This window comes from Ktedonobacteraceae bacterium (genome assembly GCA_035653615.1).
GTDB lineage: Bacteria > Chloroflexota > Ktedonobacteria > Ktedonobacterales > Ktedonobacteraceae > DASRBN01.
The window spans coordinates 98,040-114,254 of the sequence record DASRBN010000031.1; the positions used below are offsets into that span (position 1 = coordinate 98,040).

10 protein-coding genes and 1 tRNA gene are annotated in these 16,215 nt (G+C 56.5%); 2 read left to right on the top strand and 9 right to left on the bottom strand.

Translation table 11 applies throughout. The features are described from left to right. Nucleotides 1–65 precede the first annotated feature (65 nt). The 4 genes from VFA09_16830 to VFA09_16845 all read right to left on the bottom strand — a co-directional run bounded on the left by VFA09_16830 (nucleotide 66) and on the right by VFA09_16845 (nucleotide 7,813). Nucleotides 66–2,903, bottom strand: a complete 2,838-nt coding sequence (locus VFA09_16830) for a DUF1156 domain-containing protein (GenBank protein HZU68943.1) — start codon at nucleotides 2,901–2,903, stop codon at nucleotides 66–68. Beyond that, nucleotides 2,900–6,412 (bottom strand): DUF3883 domain-containing protein, encoded by a 3,513-nt coding sequence (locus VFA09_16835; protein ID HZU68944.1) that lies wholly within the window; start codon nucleotides 6,410–6,412, stop codon nucleotides 2,900–2,902. Before VFA09_16835 ends, VFA09_16830 begins: the two co-directional genes overlap by 4 nt. Nucleotides 6,413–6,809: 397 nt before the next feature. Beyond that, nucleotides 6,810–6,905 (bottom strand) — tRNA-Sec (locus tag VFA09_16840). Between the two features lie 254 nt (nucleotides 6,906–7,159). Beyond that, on the bottom strand, nucleotides 7,160–7,813 hold the full coding sequence (locus tag VFA09_16845) for an HAD family phosphatase (protein HZU68945.1): 654 nt from the start codon (nucleotides 7,811–7,813) through the stop codon (nucleotides 7,160–7,162). Between the two features lie 116 nt (nucleotides 7,814–7,929). On the opposite strand from VFA09_16845, the gene VFA09_16850 reads away from it, so the two are divergent. After that, nucleotides 7,930–9,273, top strand: coding sequence for a phenylacetate--CoA ligase (locus VFA09_16850; protein HZU68946.1), 1,344 nt, complete (start codon nucleotides 7,930–7,932; stop codon nucleotides 9,271–9,273). Between the two features lie 3 nt (nucleotides 9,274–9,276). Here the strand turns inward: VFA09_16850 and VFA09_16855 are convergent, their stop codons facing one another. Continuing rightward, a complete protein-coding gene (locus VFA09_16855) occupies nucleotides 9,277–10,128 on the bottom strand; it encodes a type II CAAX endopeptidase family protein (GenBank protein ID HZU68947.1) in 852 nt (283 codons plus the stop codon). A 247-nt stretch (nucleotides 10,129–10,375) separates the two neighbouring features. On the opposite strand from VFA09_16855, the gene VFA09_16860 reads away from it, so the two are divergent. Further along, on the top strand, nucleotides 10,376–10,657 hold the full coding sequence (locus VFA09_16860; protein HZU68948.1) for a hypothetical protein: 282 nt from the start codon (nucleotides 10,376–10,378) through the stop codon (nucleotides 10,655–10,657). 67 nt (nucleotides 10,658–10,724) lie between these two features. Here VFA09_16860 and VFA09_16865 read toward each other — a convergent pair whose 3' ends face one another. The 4 genes from VFA09_16865 to VFA09_16880 form a co-directional block, all read right to left on the bottom strand. Continuing rightward, the gene (locus VFA09_16865) at nucleotides 10,725–11,732 is read right to left on the bottom strand and encodes a hypothetical protein (GenBank protein ID HZU68949.1); all 1,008 of its coding nucleotides are present in this window, start codon (nucleotides 11,730–11,732) and stop codon (nucleotides 10,725–10,727) included. Nucleotides 11,733–11,816: 84 nt separating this feature from the next. After that, the gene (locus VFA09_16870; protein ID HZU68950.1) at nucleotides 11,817–12,164 is read right to left on the bottom strand and encodes a roadblock/LC7 domain-containing protein; all 348 of its coding nucleotides are present in this window, start codon (nucleotides 12,162–12,164) and stop codon (nucleotides 11,817–11,819) included. Nucleotides 12,165–12,182: 18 nt separating this feature from the next. Continuing rightward, nucleotides 12,183–14,918: a DUF6584 family protein gene (locus tag VFA09_16875; GenBank protein ID HZU68951.1), complete on the bottom strand. Its 2,736-nt coding sequence runs from the start codon at nucleotides 14,916–14,918 to the stop codon at nucleotides 12,183–12,185. Between the two features lie 15 nt (nucleotides 14,919–14,933). Further along, on the bottom strand, nucleotides 14,934–16,214 hold the full coding sequence (locus VFA09_16880) for a pitrilysin family protein (protein ID HZU68952.1): 1,281 nt from the start codon (nucleotides 16,212–16,214) through the stop codon (nucleotides 14,934–14,936). Nucleotide 16,215: the final 1 nt, after the last annotated feature.

Genomic DNA, 16,215 nt, shown 5'->3' on the forward strand with positions numbered 1-16,215 from the left:
CCTTTGCTACTTAAACAACAATCAGTACAATCTATCCTTGCCGTTTACGATTTTTAAAGACCTTTCTACCCCATATACGTCGCTTCCCACAACCCTGCATCTCCAGCCTCGCGATGCGCCAGGCGGCTAATCTCAGACCATGACGTGACCAGGCTGTTGTAGGCCAGCGCCTCCTGCGCCCAGCCCTTGCGCTCGCAGAGCGTGTAGAGGCGATAGGCCAGGTCGCGGGCAATCTCGCCGCGCGCGCCCGCCAGTCGCAGGACATCGCCCGCGCCAACCTCGCCTTTCTGATTGAGCGCCGCGATCATGCGCTGTGTCACCTCCCATACCGTCAGGTGCGAGGAGCGCGGATTCCAGTTTTCCAGCAGGTCCTCGCGGCGCACCAGTCGCACCTTGCCGCCGTGCGCCTGCACCAGCCCGGCGTCGACCATGCCCTGCACGCTCGTATTCTTCGCCTTCGAAAGCGTCTCGGCCATGCCGTATTCGCCCTCGTTCATCGCATACTGCTCGAACCACGCGACAGCCCAGCGCGTCTCGCCATCGTACTCGCCCTCCTGCTCGGCCAGCGCCTCATCCAGCGCGCGATTGATCAACTGCAGCGCCGTGCGCACGCCCATGCGCGTTCCATCCGACTCGACCACCCTGCTGTAGCGCGAGTAGATCGCCATTCCCGGGCCGATGCTCGCCTGCGCCAGGTCCACCGGCGCGATGCTGCCATGTTGCAACTTCTTCAGCGCGGCGGGCAGTTCCGCCTTGAGCGCGGTGAGGAACTGGCGACGCGACGCCACCGGCGCATGTTCCTCGCGCGGGCGGCAGACAAGAACGATGGACGAGGCAAGAGCATTTGTTCCCAGACCAACGCTGCGATTGAGCATTTCCGTGCGCACCGGCCATGTTCCGGTAATGGCAAAACCGGCGCGAATCAACCCTTCCAGCATCGTTTCCCAGCCGGTCGAGGCGATGTTCTTTATACCATTACTATTGCCAGTTTCTTCATCTTCACTCTCACCCTCTGCCTCAGACTCAGCCTGTTTGAAGGCGTAGTAGACCGTCAGAGGGTATTCCGGATTCTGAGCCTTTCTCATGCGCTCGAAAGCCTGCCCTAACCCTGTCTCAAAGAACTGCTGCGCCTCGCCCTTATTGCCATTAAAGCGGTACGGCGTCGCCACCAGTTCCTGCGCTTTGGGTACCAGCATCGTCCTGAACAGGTCGGGGTAGAGCGTGCCAAGCGAGCGCCGCAACCAGACATAGAAGAAATCCGCCAGGTCAGCGTACCCGATATTGTCATAGTACGGTGGATCAGTCGAGATCATGGGATCCATTACGCCATTGATAGCTGTGGCAGCATCGCGCTGTTGCGCTACACCTTTTGTTTGAGCGGGCGATATTTCGATAACCTGAGCTACCCAATCGACGGCTCCCATGTAATTCCCACTGGAGTCACTGAACGGATTCGCCTCGGCGAAATCCCATACCATCGGAATAGCTTGACGAGCGAACGTATTACGCACTGTGTCTCGTCCAGCATGCCAGGAACAAATAGTTGACCAGTAATCTGCTCCCTTATCCAGCGCAATCCCCAAATACGTCGCTACCGCATCAGCATACGCCGTTGCGCCCCTACCTCCGTCATTGAGCGAGGTGCCATCATCGGTCCAGCCAGCTTCACGTGCATCAGCCAGCACACGCTCCCTGGCTTCCAGCACAAGATCACCGAAGGTGGTTAGCGCGACAAGCTGGCGGGAGGTGAATAAATCGCAATGTTTTGTCATGCCGTAAAGCTGTACGCGGAAACCCAGCGCCTGTTCTGGTAGAGTTGTATCAGGTACATCTTGAGGTTTCGCCTGGGAAGCAGTAGCTTCCTGCTCTTCGTTTGGCGAGATATATGCTCGCCCACCATGGCCTTCGGCAACGATTGCCATGAGTTGCGCGCCTATGCGACCGGCTTTGCCCTCGCTGCGAACGTGGTCGAAAGATACAGGAGTGCCACAGGCGATGCAAATAGCGCCACGCCGGTTGACTGTGCCATCCTGTGGCCTGCCCTTGCCTGTCTTCACAGCGAAGTGGATGGCTGGAGGCGTGACGCCGCGGTCGATCTGTGGGTCAACCCATGCCTCTTTACCCTTCTTTTTGGAGAGCCACCATTTGCTGGTTAAAGGCATCTGTGCGCCGCAGGCGGGATTGGGACATTGTACGGTACGCACCCACAACCAGGCGATTACGGTTGCTTCGCCGCCGCCGTATTCGTGCGGCAGCGTGACGTGCGGGTAGAGGTGGCCGATGCGCCGCGCTGCTTCGTCGCGCATCCACTTGCCGTAGTAGCGGATATCGCTGGCAAGGCCGCGTGCGCCGTGCCAGTCGCCACCCATCAGCGATTGGCGCGCCTGCGGGTTCACGGGCGTCTGCCCGGCAAACTTCGGTGGAATCTCGATCAGCGCCTTGTTGATGAGGACCGCCACGGGGTTGAGGTCGCTGGCATGCGCTTCCAGGCCCAGTCGTTGCGCTTCCAGCGGAATGGAGCCGCCGCCCGCGAAGGGATCGAGAACCGGCGGCGGGTTGTCACCGGTCGATTTGAGAATCTCGGCCCGCGCCATGCCTAAGACATCCTCGTTATTGGAGTTTTCCCAGAGGACCAGCTGTTCTATCAGCTTGAAGAGTCGCTCGCGTTCGGCTTGCTGTTCCTGCTCGGTTGGAAATTGCTCAGGATGGGCCGAGGGGTCATCGACGAGCGAGGCGAAGAGGACAGCGCGGCATGTTGCCAGTGGTTTGCGTGACCACCACAGATGCAGCGTCGAGGGGTGGCCGTGCCGGATGGATTTCTCGCGGGCCGAGGCGACGTTGATAGCGTTGAGCGGCAGGGCGACCTCGATCAATTTGGTGCGATAGGATGGTTGCATACTCATACGGGAAGAACTCCTCTGGATAGTAGTTTTGCTAGCTCATAATTGACGCTGGTTGCGCCAAAGTCCGGTTCGCGCCCGAATGGCCGCTTGACGTAGTGGGTAGTGGTCGTCTCGCCATCGATCAGGACAATGGCGAGGATGAAATCGTCGGGTTTGTTGAGCGCGGTCAGGATTTCGTTGCGCGTGACGGTGACAGTTGTGGCATCTTTGACGCGGCCTTTGACCTCGATGAAGCGCAGTTTGCCGGTGCCGGGAATGGACGATTCGATATCGTAGCCGCACTTCTCGGCGCTCACATCGCGTGGCACATAACCCAGCGCGCGTTCAGCCTGCATGACGGCCTCCATTGCCAGTCGCTCGACGCGGGCCGTTTCGTGTGCCTGCTCGTCGCTTGCCGGAGCGGCGATATCCAGCAGACGCGCCAATAGTGCCTGTGGGACGATCAGGGCGCAACCGATGACGACCGGCGGCAGCGGGGAGAGCTTGCGCTCCTGTTCCAGTTCGGCGACGCGGCGATCCAGCCGGTCGAGCAGTTCCTGCGCCCGGCTGCGGGCGTTGCGCGAGTTGAGGCGCGCATTGGGCCGGCCCGCCGCTTCCTGCATGCGCAACTGCTCGGCGCGGTTATCCCAGAAGCTGATCTCGGTCGTCAGCCGCTCGTTGACGGCGGCGATAGTCTTGTTGATCTGGGCCTCGCGCCGCTGTTTCACTTCGGCCAGGTGGCGCGGCACCAGTTCGGTGATGGCATAGCCGCGTGCCTGCCCTTCCAGATCGCCGGCCAGCCAGGATGCGCCGCGCAGTTCGGCAGCGATAGCCTGCTCTTCATCCGTGAGCGGGCGATAGTCGAGGAAAGGCGCGTAACCCGCGCTGCGCAGGGAACCGGCTTCATCCAGTTCGATAAAGTGCAACTGGCGCGAGACTTCGTGGCGCTTGCCCGCGCTGTCGTGGCTGGCATCCTGGATGGTCTCTTCCAGATAGAACAGCACGCGCATCTGCTCGCTCGAATCGGTCGGGTCCACGAGTATGGCTCCCTGTTTCAGCAGGTCGCGCTGCTGCTCCAGCACCAGGTCGAGCGTGGCATCCAGCAGGGGATGGCCGGGGGCAATCAAGACAGCAGGAGGCTTGCCATCGACATGGACGCGCTCCTTCTCAAAGACGATACGCTCGTAGCGGCGCAGGATGACCGCCCGGCTATCATGACGGGGCGGGCGCTGGCGAATGGCAGACGGAACGTTGGTGATCTCATAGCGTTGCGGCTCGCGCTCGTAGATGCTGCCGCCCAGGCGTCGAAAGGCTTCCAGGAAGAAGGAGGCGATGTAGTGCGGCTGCAACCGACGTGCCTGGGCGCGCTCCATCTCCTCACGAATCTGCCGCACGCGCACCACGTCCATCACTTCGTGCGTCAGGGCGCGCTCTTCCAGCAGGGTCTGCAAATGGTCGCGGTCCAGCGCCCGGTCAACCACGTGGAACAGGCGAGCGCGCACGGCGGGCTGCTCCCCGTAGCGAATGGCCTCCACGATCAGTTCGCGCAGGGAGCGATCTTCAAACAGTTTGTCGTTGCCCAGCACATCGAAAACCTGCCCGCCAAGGGCCTCGCGCTCTTCCGCCAGCTTGTGCAGCAGCGTATCGAAGACTTCGCCTTCGCGCGTATCAACGGCCACGAGATTCCACAGGTGGCAGACCTCCGTTTGCCCGATACGGTGAATGCGCCCGAAACGCTGCTCGATGCGATTGGGGTTCCAGGGCAGGTCGTAGTTGACCATGAGATGGGCGCGCTGCAGGTTGATGCCCTCCCCGGCGGCATCGGTCGCCAGCAGGATGAGCGTCTCTTTATCCTGCGTGAAGGCTTCCTGCGCGGCAGCACGTTCGGCGCGGCTCATACTGCCGTGAATGGTAACAACCGCCTCGGCACTGCCAAGCAGGGTACGGATGCGCCCTGCCAGGTAATTGAGGGTATCGCGGTGTTCGGTGAAGATCACCAGCTTGCGGCGCTGCCCTGCCGGGTCGAACATCTCCGTTTGCTGTTCAAGGAGACTAGCCAGTTCCTCCCATTTGCGGTCCGTCCCGCTGCGTCGCACCTGCAAGGCCAGCGCCTCCAGCGTGGTCAAGGTGGCAATCTCGGCTTCCAGTTCAGCGATGGTGCGGGCCGCCGATGCCTGATCGACGACCTGCTCCTCCGTCGCCTCGCGCTCGGCGTCCGGCGCGTCCTCCAGGTCGTCGAGATCGTCTTCGTCAAAGGATGGCAGGTCGGCGAGCAGTTCAAGCGGAGCCTGTATGTTCTGCAGTTGGGCCTGCTTTGTTTCCTGTAACCGGCGTTCCAGCCGTTCGCGCCTGCGCCGTAGGGATTGATAGATCGCTTCCGGTGAGGAGGCAAGGCGGCGTTGCAGGGTCGTGAGGGCAAAGCCAATGGTGCCCCTGCGGGCCTTCTCAAGGGCATCGGCGCGATTGAACTCGGCGCGCACGTAAGAGGTCACGGCCTGATAGAGCGCGGTTTCCTGTGGCGAGAGGCGGTAGGTGACGCTATAGGCGTAGCGTTCGGGAAAGAGCGGCCTGCCCTCGAAGGTGTAAAGCTGCTCTTTGACAAGGTGGCGCATGAGATCAGAGGCATCCACAACGTGGACGCCCTCGCGGAACTTTCCCTCGAAGCGGTCGGCATCGAGCAGGCGCAGGAAGAGTTGAAAATCCTCTTCTTTGCCGTTATGTGGGGTGGCAGTGAGCAGCAGCAGGTGGCGCGTGAGCGTGCCGAGCAGTTCGCCCAGGTGGTAGCGTTTTGTATACTTCGGCTCGCCGCCGGCAAAGGTGGCCGACATCTTATGCGCCTCATCGACCACGACGAGATCCCACTCGCTCTGCCGCAGCGTCTCCTGCGCGGCCTCACTGCGCGAGAGTTTGTCGAGGCGAGCGATGCATAGCGGCATCTCCTGGAAAGCGTTGCCGGAGACGGAGGCCTCCAGCCGGTCATTGGTCAGGATGGCGAAGGCCAGGTGGAAGCGGCGGGCAAGTTCGTCCTGCCATTGCTCGACGAGGTTGCCGGGAGCGACAATGAGGCAGCGCCGCAGGTCGCCGCGAATGAGCAGTTCTTTGATGAGCAGGCCGGTCATAATCGTTTTGCCCGCGCCGGGATCATCGGCCAGCAGGTAGCGCAGCGGCTGCTTCGCCAGCATGGTCTCGTAGACGGCGGTGATCTGGTGTGGTAGCGGCTCGATCAACGAGGTATGCACGGCGATGAGCGGGTCGAAAAGGTACGCCAGGCGAATGCGATAAGCTTCGGAGGCGAGACGGAAGAGCGAGCCATCGGCATCGAAACGCCAGGGCAAATTGGCGGGCACAATCTCCAGGCCGGCAATAACGTCCTGGTACAGCAATTCGCTGCCCAGCCGCCCGTCAGCATCCCGGTACACCACTTCCACGCCAACGGAGCCATGCTGCCTCGCGCTGACAATGCTGACGGTAGCAGCAGGCAGCAATCCCCTGACCTGCGCGCCGGGGACCAGTTCTTCCAGGGATGCCATCAGCGACCACCCTCATTTCCAGTACAGCAAGAGATGCTCCCACCCTCAACCGCTCACCAATACAGCAGTTGGTACAATACTCTTCTGATGATGTAGTGCTAAAGTGGAAATATGCAGTTCCAGATGGAACGGCTTTAGTGTAGCGTATTCTGGCAAGAAATGCAAGAGATAACGGAGAGGGGTGACAGCGATTTACAGGTCGATGATACGAGTACCCACCCGAACATGTCATTCTGAGCGCAGCGAAGAATCTGCGTGGTGAAGAATCTGCATGGTGAGAGGGATTCTGAGCGCAGCGAAGAATGGCAGGCTCATACCGAGCCTGGTTATTAATCTTCGTCAGGGACCGCGGCTGGTCCCTGCCCCGGTGGGCTACTGATAAACATCTCTTTCTGGGCAGAGGCGTATGGGAGTCGAACCCACCAGGGACCGCGCCGAGCGACCCCTCAGCCGTTTTGAAGACGGTGAGACCCACCGGGGCCCCTACACCTCCATGCTGGTTGGTGGGAATATTTTGCCATTCCACACCTCGCTTGTCAAGCAGGACATTACTGCTCTGATGATTCCTCAGAAGTGGGCCAGGTGACGGAAATCGGGCGGCTGGGCGGCTCCGTGCGAGGGATTCTTCGCTGCGCTCAGCATGACAGGCCCCGGAGACAGCCAGGTGTCTCCGGGGCCTGTCATGCTGAGCGCAGCGAAGAATCCCTGCCCATTTCTATAGAATCACCATATTACTGTTCTACCGTGTCAGGCGAGTTCCCGAATCCGTGCTACATTGACCTCGGTGAGGTCTTTTACCATCAACTCGGCCTTGCGCAAACCCGGCAGGTCGCGATTGCCCGCGACGGCGATGCAGCGCATACCGGCGGCGTGAGCCGCCTCGACACCCGCCACGGCATCCTCAATCACCAGGCAATAGACCGGGTCTATATTCAGAGCTCTGGCCGCCGCCAGGAAAATATCGGGTGCGGGCTTGCCACGTGCAACCGTCTCTCCAGACACAAGAACCGTTAGATATTGATTCAAGCCCAGTAGCTCGCTAATCAGCCGGATATTCTCCGCCGGCGTCGATGATGCGAGCGCCTGCAGGAAACCCGCCACGTGCAGTTCGCGCATCAATTCCATCGCACCGGGCAGAGGGGCTGCTGTTTCACGGATGTATTCTCGGTAGTATGCTTCTTTGCGGTCTGCCAGGGCGCGTGCCTGCTCGGAAGCGAGCGGCCCCCATTTTTCGGCCAGGATATCGTCATTGCGTTTGCCGAAGGTACTCCAGAAATCGGCATCTGTGAAAGGGATACCCTCCTCGCGTGCCAGGCGTAACCATGCGCGCCGGTGTTGCTCTGCGCTATCGATGATGACGCCGTCCAGGTCCCAGATGACAGCCCGTATGGGATGTGGCATGTATGTTAACGCTCCAATCTTTTTTCTAATCATAGCACACACCGCTTTCTCTAGACGCCCGGCAGGGGTAGTGTTACAATCTGAAAGGATTTTAGTAGTTTGGAGGACTATTCTGGATGAGTTATCGTACGTTCTATAACGAGGAAATAGAAACACTGCCTAAAAATAAGCTGAAGGCGATGCAATTGGAGCGTCTTCAGGCCATTGTCGAGCGGGCATATAATCAGAACCGGTTTTATCGTAACCTGTATGACGAAGTGGGTGTCAAACCATCGGATATCCGGTCGTTGGAAGATATTCAGAAATTGCCGTTCCTGGAAAAGAAGACGGTACGCGCTGCTTATCCGTACGGGATGGCTTTCGTCAAGCCGGGCGGCGAAGGCGGCGCGGTAGAGGTGCATGCTACAAGCGGCACGACGGGAAAGAGCGTGCCGGTGTTTGCAACGAAAAAGGATATCGATTACTGGGCGGATCTCAACGCGCGTGAGTTGTGGATGACTGGCCTGCGTCCTGGCGATATTTTGATGAACTGTTATGGCTATGGGCTGGCGACTGGCGGTTTTGGTTTTCATTACGGCGCTATGGCCATGGATGTGATGGCGATTCCCATGGGTTCGGATGCGCGCCAGCATGACCGCATGATTGACTTCATCGTTGACTTTGGCGTCACCGCCATGTGCATGACACCGTCGGTTGGCCTCTATCTTGGCGGGAAGGCGCGGGAGCGAGGCGTGGATTTTCGAGAAACCAGGCTCAAAATTGGTCTGTTCGGCGCGGAACCGTGGCCGTGGGAGACGCGTTTGAAGCTCGAAGAACTCTTCAATATCACCGCCTACGATGAATTTGGCATGACCGAATTTCTTGGCCCTGGCATGACCTGCGAGTGTGAAGTACGCGACGGCATGCATGCCTGGGCAGATGCGTTTCTGGTCGAGTGCATCGATCCTGATACAGGCGAATGGGTGCCGGATGGGCAGGATGGCGAACTGGTCTGGACGTGGCTCGCAGCCGATGGAACGGCCATGATTCGCTATCGCAGCCGTGACCTCTCGCGCACCTGGTGGGAAGATCGCTGTGCCTGCGGGCGCACGCATCCCAAAATCGGTGCGATCAAGGGGCGCAGCGACGACGCGGTCTCGATTCGCGGCCTGATCGTCTTCCCCAGCCAGGTTGAAGCTGCCCTGGTGAAGTTTCCCGAAACGGGCGCGAATTTTCGCATCATCGTCGATAAACATAATGGCCTGGATACGTTCGATCTCAAAGTCGAAGTGAAGGATGCGGCTCTGCTGAATAATGCTGAACGCGCCCGTACTTTGAGCCATGAGATGGCCGAGTCGGTCAAGGCCGTTACGGGGAATACGCCAAAGGTAGAGCTGGTTGCTCCTGATAGCCTGCCACGCGCCAGCGGCGGCGAGTCCAAGACCGCCAGCGCGCGCGTTGAGGATAGGCGCAAAAAGTAGCAGCTAGCGCATAATTCCTTGCATATACAAAACAATAACAATCGCGCCGATGCCATTATTAACCATGTGCAGCAGCATCCCCGGCCAGATCGACTTTGTGCGCCAGCGCAAGAAGGCCAGGGCCAGCCCGATAATGAACAGCACCGCGAACGAGCCTGGATCGGCGTGCGCGACCCCGAAGATGAGCGCGCTGAAGACAATCGCCCAGCCCACAGGCATGCCGCGCCTTAATCCTTGAAAGACGAAGCCGCGGAAGAAGATTTCTTCACAAAACGGCGCAACGAAGACGGCGACTAACAACGTGGCGTACGTGGTCAAGGGCGCTTTTTTGCTCTCCGCGAGCAAAACCTGGTCGTTGGTTTGCAGGTTCAGGTGAAATGCCGTAATCAGGTATTGATAGATGTTGTTCACGGCTAAAATGGCGATAATGAGTACTACTATCCAGAAAAATGTGGCACCAACGGAAAATTTGCGGAAGCCGAGCGCCTTTAATGATAATCTGGCATGGCGAGCAATCCCGCGGAATACAGCATTGGCATAATAAAAAGGCGCTATCAGGAATGCCGCTTCGATAATGGTCGAGAAAATCAGGGTGATAATTGCTGCGACCAGGTCCTGTTGCGGCGTGAGAGTTCCCGTACTGGATGTTTTGCCTCCGCCTATACTATTGAGCAAGAAGGCTAATAGAATCCACGGGACCAGTGTAAGTAAAATGCCCGTAAACGTTTGTCGTATTGTCCACGGCGCCTGGTCTTTTTCAAGAGGGTCGGCCGGCTGTGGTTGTCCCGGCGGCATGTATGGTGCGTATGCCGGCAATTTGCTCAAGTTTTCTTTATCGCGCTCTGGTTCAATCAAGTCATTCTCCAATTGTTATGGCAGACGATCTGGCGCTGTTCATCATGCCCTATGATGCCATCTTTCATATCAAGGCTATTGTAACAAAGAAGGGAATAGTTTGCTATGCCCTGTTGTTGAAACTACAGAGTCTTCGAGAAGGTATGAAGGTAGTCACAGAGGACGTGGCTATCGCAAGAATATGGTATACTACGTACATCACTCACTTATCGCAAGGGAATGATTATCTACCAGGAAGGACGAATTGTTGGCAGGTACGATAGAAACAAATCCAGCCGAAAACTGCAACTGGCGCAAGCATAAAAATGGTTGTCCATTTTACCGCGAGCGATGGTTTCCAGGCAACGATGTGGCCGCGGGGGAGCCAATGTACCAGGTTTTCTGCATGAAGAATACCCCACCCGTTACGTTTGAGGAACAAGAGCGCTGTTTACGTAGCAAGACATCGTGCTGGCGCCTGGCAAATAAACGCCAGGCAAAGTCAGAAGAGCAATCTCCAAGCGAAGAAACCCCGTCTGCCGCTCGTTAGAGCAAAAAAGGGCCAGCAGCCGAAACCGCTGGCGTTCTTCTCCGCACAAAATCTACCGGTTGAGGCATCAAAGACTACTTTTGTATAGTGCTACCGCATCACCTGTATTCATATCCTCTGTTGCTGTAAAGAGATCAACAGATTTGCCGGAGCGGGTAACCTGTGGATTATCTAAAGCGCTTACCGCGTGTTCATAATCGATACCCGCTTCGAGCATGCGCCGCAATGTTAAAGGTGGTTGCGTATGCAGGTCTAAGCCCTTGATCTTGCCAAAGAAGTTCACAATCTCAAACATCCCCTCAAATGGCCCGGCAGAGAGATGAACCGAATTGTTGGCTATGGTTACTTCCTCGTAACCATACTCCTGGGCGTGAGCATAGAGAATGCCGCGAATTGATCCTGACGCTGCTTTCTCAGGGAAGGTTGCGCCTACCATTTCGTTTTTCAGCGCTGACCAATCGCTATTGGAATGCAGCAACATCAGGACGATTTTATGAGATGGGTTGGTAAAGTGCGAGAGTTGCTCGGGATGAAATCCATTGACGAGGATGATTTTTCTGCCCTCTTTTTCGACAGGCCGGACGTAAAAACCACTTCTGATCTTGGCCGATTTCCCGGCAAACCACAGGCTATCAAGGCTAGAGCCGGTCTCCTGTGGGTATTCTTTCAAGTACTCATGCCCGCCCAGGATATCATATCCATCGATGGACATATCCAGGGCATCCGCAATCCTCTTTTTATCGCCGGCGTTGAGAACGTTAGAAGCAGATCGAGATAGAACATTGATGAAACCATAATGCCTGTTCATGATCTCCATCTCATCAAGCACGCGCCCGCCCACGACGGTAATGCCCTCGATATGTGCATCGAAGGATTTGATTTTATCGAGTACGAGATCAACAATCTTTTCCGATTGATGCCTATCCGGTACCAAGAATATCTCAGGCTTTGTGAATAGTAATAATTCATTGCGCCATGAGCCCTCACCGATTCTTGCCGGCTGGAGCTCTTCTACTGTTTCGCAATGGAACGCCGTCTCGGTGATTTTCTGAGCTAAGTCCGAAGTTGAATGCACTGGTTGTCTCCTAAAACATATTATGAAAATTGGTTGAAAAAGGACATGATCAGAGATAAATATCCTTATGAAAAATGGTGAGCTTTAATATGCCGCGACCGCCCTTGAGAGTTGGCGGCAGGCCCTTGTTATTTCGAGGCGCACGCGGCCAAGGTTACTACTGGGCGAGGTGGTGACGACAAGAATAAGTTCGCCCACCTCCGCGAATTGTACTGTGCCGGTACTCGTCTCGATAATGACATGCCGTAGGTTGCCATTGTTTATCTGTGTCGTATAATCGGAGATGGAACCAAAGATGGCTGCCGACATTGCGCCCAACATTTCCTCATCATCACTGTGCAGCGCCCCGCTGACGATCAAACCATCCTTGCCGACCAGTATGGCGCCCGTGATCTCGTCCAGTTCGGTCAGCCGTTGAAGAATTGTTTCCACTTTGGCCCTCCTTTTGTGTTAGCTCTGCCCTCTTGCCTTTTTCGCCATCGTGAGCGCTTTGTTATAAGCCTCCATGGCCTGTAAATACTCTCCCTGTCGCATATAAGCATCGCCCAGTACACGATATCCGGCTGAGTATTTGGGGGCCAGTTTGAGCAATGCGCGCAGGTTGCTGACCACCTCGCCAATGAGTTCAGGGGCGTTGCGTATGATGATGCGATATTCATGCATAGCATCGTCATACGCACCTGCCAGTTGATATTGATAGCCTTTCAACAGGCGCTCTTTATTGCTCAACTCACCCTCTGGCATCTTGCTGCCGGTTCCGCGCTCTCCGCTACGCCCCTTAAGGGCAGGAGAGATATCGGCGCGCGCTCCCGACTTCTGCATCGGCTGCAGGCGGATCGCCGGTCGCTTCATCGTTGTCTCCAGTTCATCTTCGAGCAGCGAATCGGCACGATAGGCAGGTCTGAGTACGTTTTCTTCTGCTGAGGCGGTATTGGCGCTGGCAGCAGGTGCGAAAGCCTGTCCTGGCGCTGCTTCCACATCCGGCGCCGGCGTTGCTTGAAGCTTCTGCTCCTGGGCCGCGCCTGAAATGGGTTGAGAAAGAGTTTCCGTTTCGGCAGCCGGATGAGATTCTTGCGGTGTTTCAGCCTGGGCAGTTGGCTGGAGCGCCGGCTGCTGTTGCAGAGGTGGCGGTGAAATCATTGCATCGGCCAGTTGCTCATGGACTGTCTCGCGGGCTTCTGCCGCCCATAACGGCTCAACGGGCTGTGGCTGGTCACCGGCTGCAGGCCGTTCAGAAGTTGGTTCAGTGATCTCAAACGGTTGTGCCACCTCCTCACGTTCGCCGGCTGTGATTGGTGCATTCGCTTGATCTGATTGATAGGACGGCGCGAAATTGGCAAGTTGCGCCAGTGCCGATGAGAGCGAAGGCTCCTCCTGCCCAGGCTCCGGCGCGATAGCGGAAAGCATGCCGGGTTCCAATGGAACAAAGCCCTGGTTGTGCAGGTCACGCTCCAGGTTTTCCATAGTAGCGAGGTACTGCTTTTCCTCTTCAGAAAGAGCCTGGCTAACTGGTGCAGCCGGTTCCTCAGGTTCAGGCTGTGCCTCTGAGGCCGGTGTAGCACTCCATGGCTCTGGCAAGGATATATCGCGCGATTCAGGTACAGTAGCAATGGGTTCCTCTGCTGGTGGTTCGTCCAGAGTTGCGGCCCCCAGCGATTTCAGCCATTCGGGCCAGCTGGTATCGTCATCCTTGTCGTCAGATGAGAAGAAAATAGGCTCTTCTTTCTGCTTCGTTGGAGCCTCGGAGTATTGTTCCCATGGGGCTTGAGCGGCAAGGTCTGGTTCTGATTCTTGCCGGGTCGTAGATGCGTACTCTTCCTGCTCCTGAATGTTATCAGACTGAAGCGGAGATGACGGCGCCGGCTCACTAGAGTGGGTACGATCACCCCTTGTAAGCATGTCAAGCCAGACAGGAGGCGTTGGCAAATCGGTTCCCTGGATGTTAGACTGCCAGGTATCTGTAGCAGCCGGTTCGGCACGGTTGATAGGGCTGAGATTATCCCACGTACTGGCAGCTTCTGGGGGCGTCGAGGATTGCATTTGCTCTGCCTGGTACCATGGCTGCTGTTCGAGAATTGCTGGATCAAAGTCCTCATCGAATGCCTGTGGCTCTTGCCAGCTTTCCTCGCCAGTTTGATTCGGCTGTGCTGTATTCATATGGGCCGCGTTCATCGGGTTCCACTGGTCGGCATTTTGAATGTTGTTTCCCGACCAGGTGGCGAAAGAAGACGATCCTTGAATCGCCGGCATTTCTTGTTGAGGCATTGACAGCGTATCGAGTTCGCTCCAGCTTTCCATATTGTGCCAGTTGCGAGAGGAATCGGAAGCTGGAACAGGACTGATAGAGCCATTAGCCTCACTAGTATTGGCCACGGATGAGGCGACGACAGGAGCAGAGACTCCATTCGCTTCCGGCAAGACGATGGGTTCTTGTTTGAGCAACATCAGGAATGGATCGCGGGAGTGATTAGCGGCCAGCTCGCTAAAAAGGTTGGAGGCCATGTTCATCTCAGGATCAAGCTGCCTGGCCTGCTGTACCAGTGTTTTAGAACGCTCGAAGTTTTGTGGTGCGGTGACATGAGCAAGCAGCAGCAGGGCTTTGACACAGCCGGGTATTTCATCCAGAATTTGCGTAGCCAGCTGTTCTACCTGGTCATAGAGTCCCTCGCGCCAATATGCTTCGAGCAGGCCGGTGCGAGCGTCGAGGCGATTGGGCGAATTGGCAAGCACTGCCTCCCATTCCTGGATGGCCTGAACGAGAAGATCGCCACGCATATAGAGCCGCGCCAGCCCTGCGCGTGAGAACATAAACCCGGGCTGGCCGCTTTTGGTACTCAACTGGTTAAATTCCTGGCGAATTTGCGGGTTAGCGCGGCTCAGTTCGTATGCCTGCTGGTAGCAATCGAGAGCAGTTTCAACATCAGACATCCGCTCGCTCATTAAGGCGCGATCACAGTACACAATGACATTCTCTGGATCGTTGGTGAGAATCCAATCGAAGATCTGTTGCGCGTCCTCAAGATGTCCTTGCGCCATGTACACCTCACCAAGGAGGCGTTGCACTTCGAGTGCGTCGGGAAAATAGGTGAGAAGGTACTGGCACCTGCTCATGGCTTCATCAATATGTCCGGCGCTAATGGCATCTTCGGTCTTCTGCAAGTATTCGCGAAGCATTGTTTGTGCCATAAAATCGATCTCCTCTCAGTCCCCACCTTTCAGCAGTTGGGTAAGACGTTCTGCTCGTGGTAAATCGTCTGGCCCGATAAGAGCCAGGCGCCGCCATTCGGGAGCAAAACAGCTTTGCGCTATGCGTTGAATATCTTGTGGCGTTACGGCGTCGATGTACTCTACTGTTTCATCGATATCTATAACACGGCCGCGCAGGCATTCCTGACTTCCCAGCCAGGAGGCTACCTGTTGCGTGCCCTCTAATCCTAATACCATGTTCCCGCGTACATACGCCTTGATCCGTTCAAGTTCATCAACAGGAACCGGAGTCTCACACAGTTCTGTCAGTGCGTCTACAATGGCCTGAATAGCCGGCTCAACTTGCGATGGGTCTACCCCCGCGCTTACTACAAAGTTGCCGGTCTCATAGTAGCTGTTAAAATAGCTACCGATATCGTAGGCGAGTCCTTTCTCTTCACGAATATTCTGGAAGAGCCGCGAACTCATTCCATCCCCTAGAATAGCATTAATTAACAGAAAAGGATAATAGTCGCGAGAAGAATAGGCTATTCCTAATGTTCCAAGGCAGAGATTAACTTGCTCTGTTTCTTTTTGTATCATAGCAACAGGTATTGCATCCCCTGGTGGCAGGCTCTCCGCCCAGTGCCTATGATCGCGGGCTTGCCAGTCTCCAAAAAGCTCTTCCACCAGCTGAATAATGTGCGTGTGTTCGATATTTCCGGCCACGCTGATGATGAGAGAGTTGGGTCGATAGTATTCGTCGAGGTAAGCAAGCATTTGTTTGCGTGTGATCTTTTCGACCGTTTTCTCAAATCCAGCGTCATCGCGTCCCAGCGGCAGGCCCGGCCACATCGTTTCATCGATCAGCAAGTTCACCCATTCCTGCGGTTCGTCTCGCGTGGAACTGAGTTCTTCGAGAATGACTGCGCGCTCTTTCTCGATTTCAAGCGGGTCGAAGAGCGGCCTGCGCACCATATCCGCCAGGACGCGCATGACCGGCTCTACATGTTCGCCGGGTACGCGTGCGATATAGTTTGTCAATTCTTTCCCTGTACTGCCATTGAAAACGCCCCCTACGCCTTCAATCGCTTCTGAAATGAGCCGGGCGGTAGGATAATGCTGCGTGCCTTTGAAGAGCATATGCTCGATAAAGTGCGAGATTCCTGCTTGTTCATCTGACTCATAGCGAGAGCCTACGGTAAAAAAGAAAGCGATACTGGCAGAGCGCATACCCGGCATTGAAGCGGTCAGTAGGCGAAGTCCATTGGGTAGCGTTGTTCGCTGGTAGTTCATC

Bases quoted from the DNA above. Each gene is read 5' to 3' on its own strand.
- VFA09_16830 (HZU68943.1), bottom strand. From the start codon at position 2,903: ATGAGTATGCAACCATCCTATCGCACCAAATTGATCGAGGTCGCCCTG.
- VFA09_16835 (HZU68944.1), bottom strand. From the start codon at position 6,412: ATGGCATCCCTGGAAGAACTGGTCCCCGGCGCGCAGGTCAGGGGATTG.
- VFA09_16845 (HZU68945.1), bottom strand. From the start codon at position 7,813: ATGCCACATCCCATACGGGCTGTCATCTGGGACCTGGACGGCGTCATC.
- VFA09_16850 (HZU68946.1), top strand. From the start codon at position 7,930: ATGAGTTATCGTACGTTCTATAACGAGGAAATAGAAACACTGCCTAAA.
- VFA09_16875 (HZU68951.1), bottom strand. From the start codon at position 14,918: ATGGCACAAACAATGCTTCGCGAATACTTGCAGAAGACCGAAGATGCC.
- VFA09_16880 (HZU68952.1), bottom strand. From the start codon at position 16,214: ATGAACTACCAGCGAACAACGCTACCCAATGGACTTCGCCTACTGACC.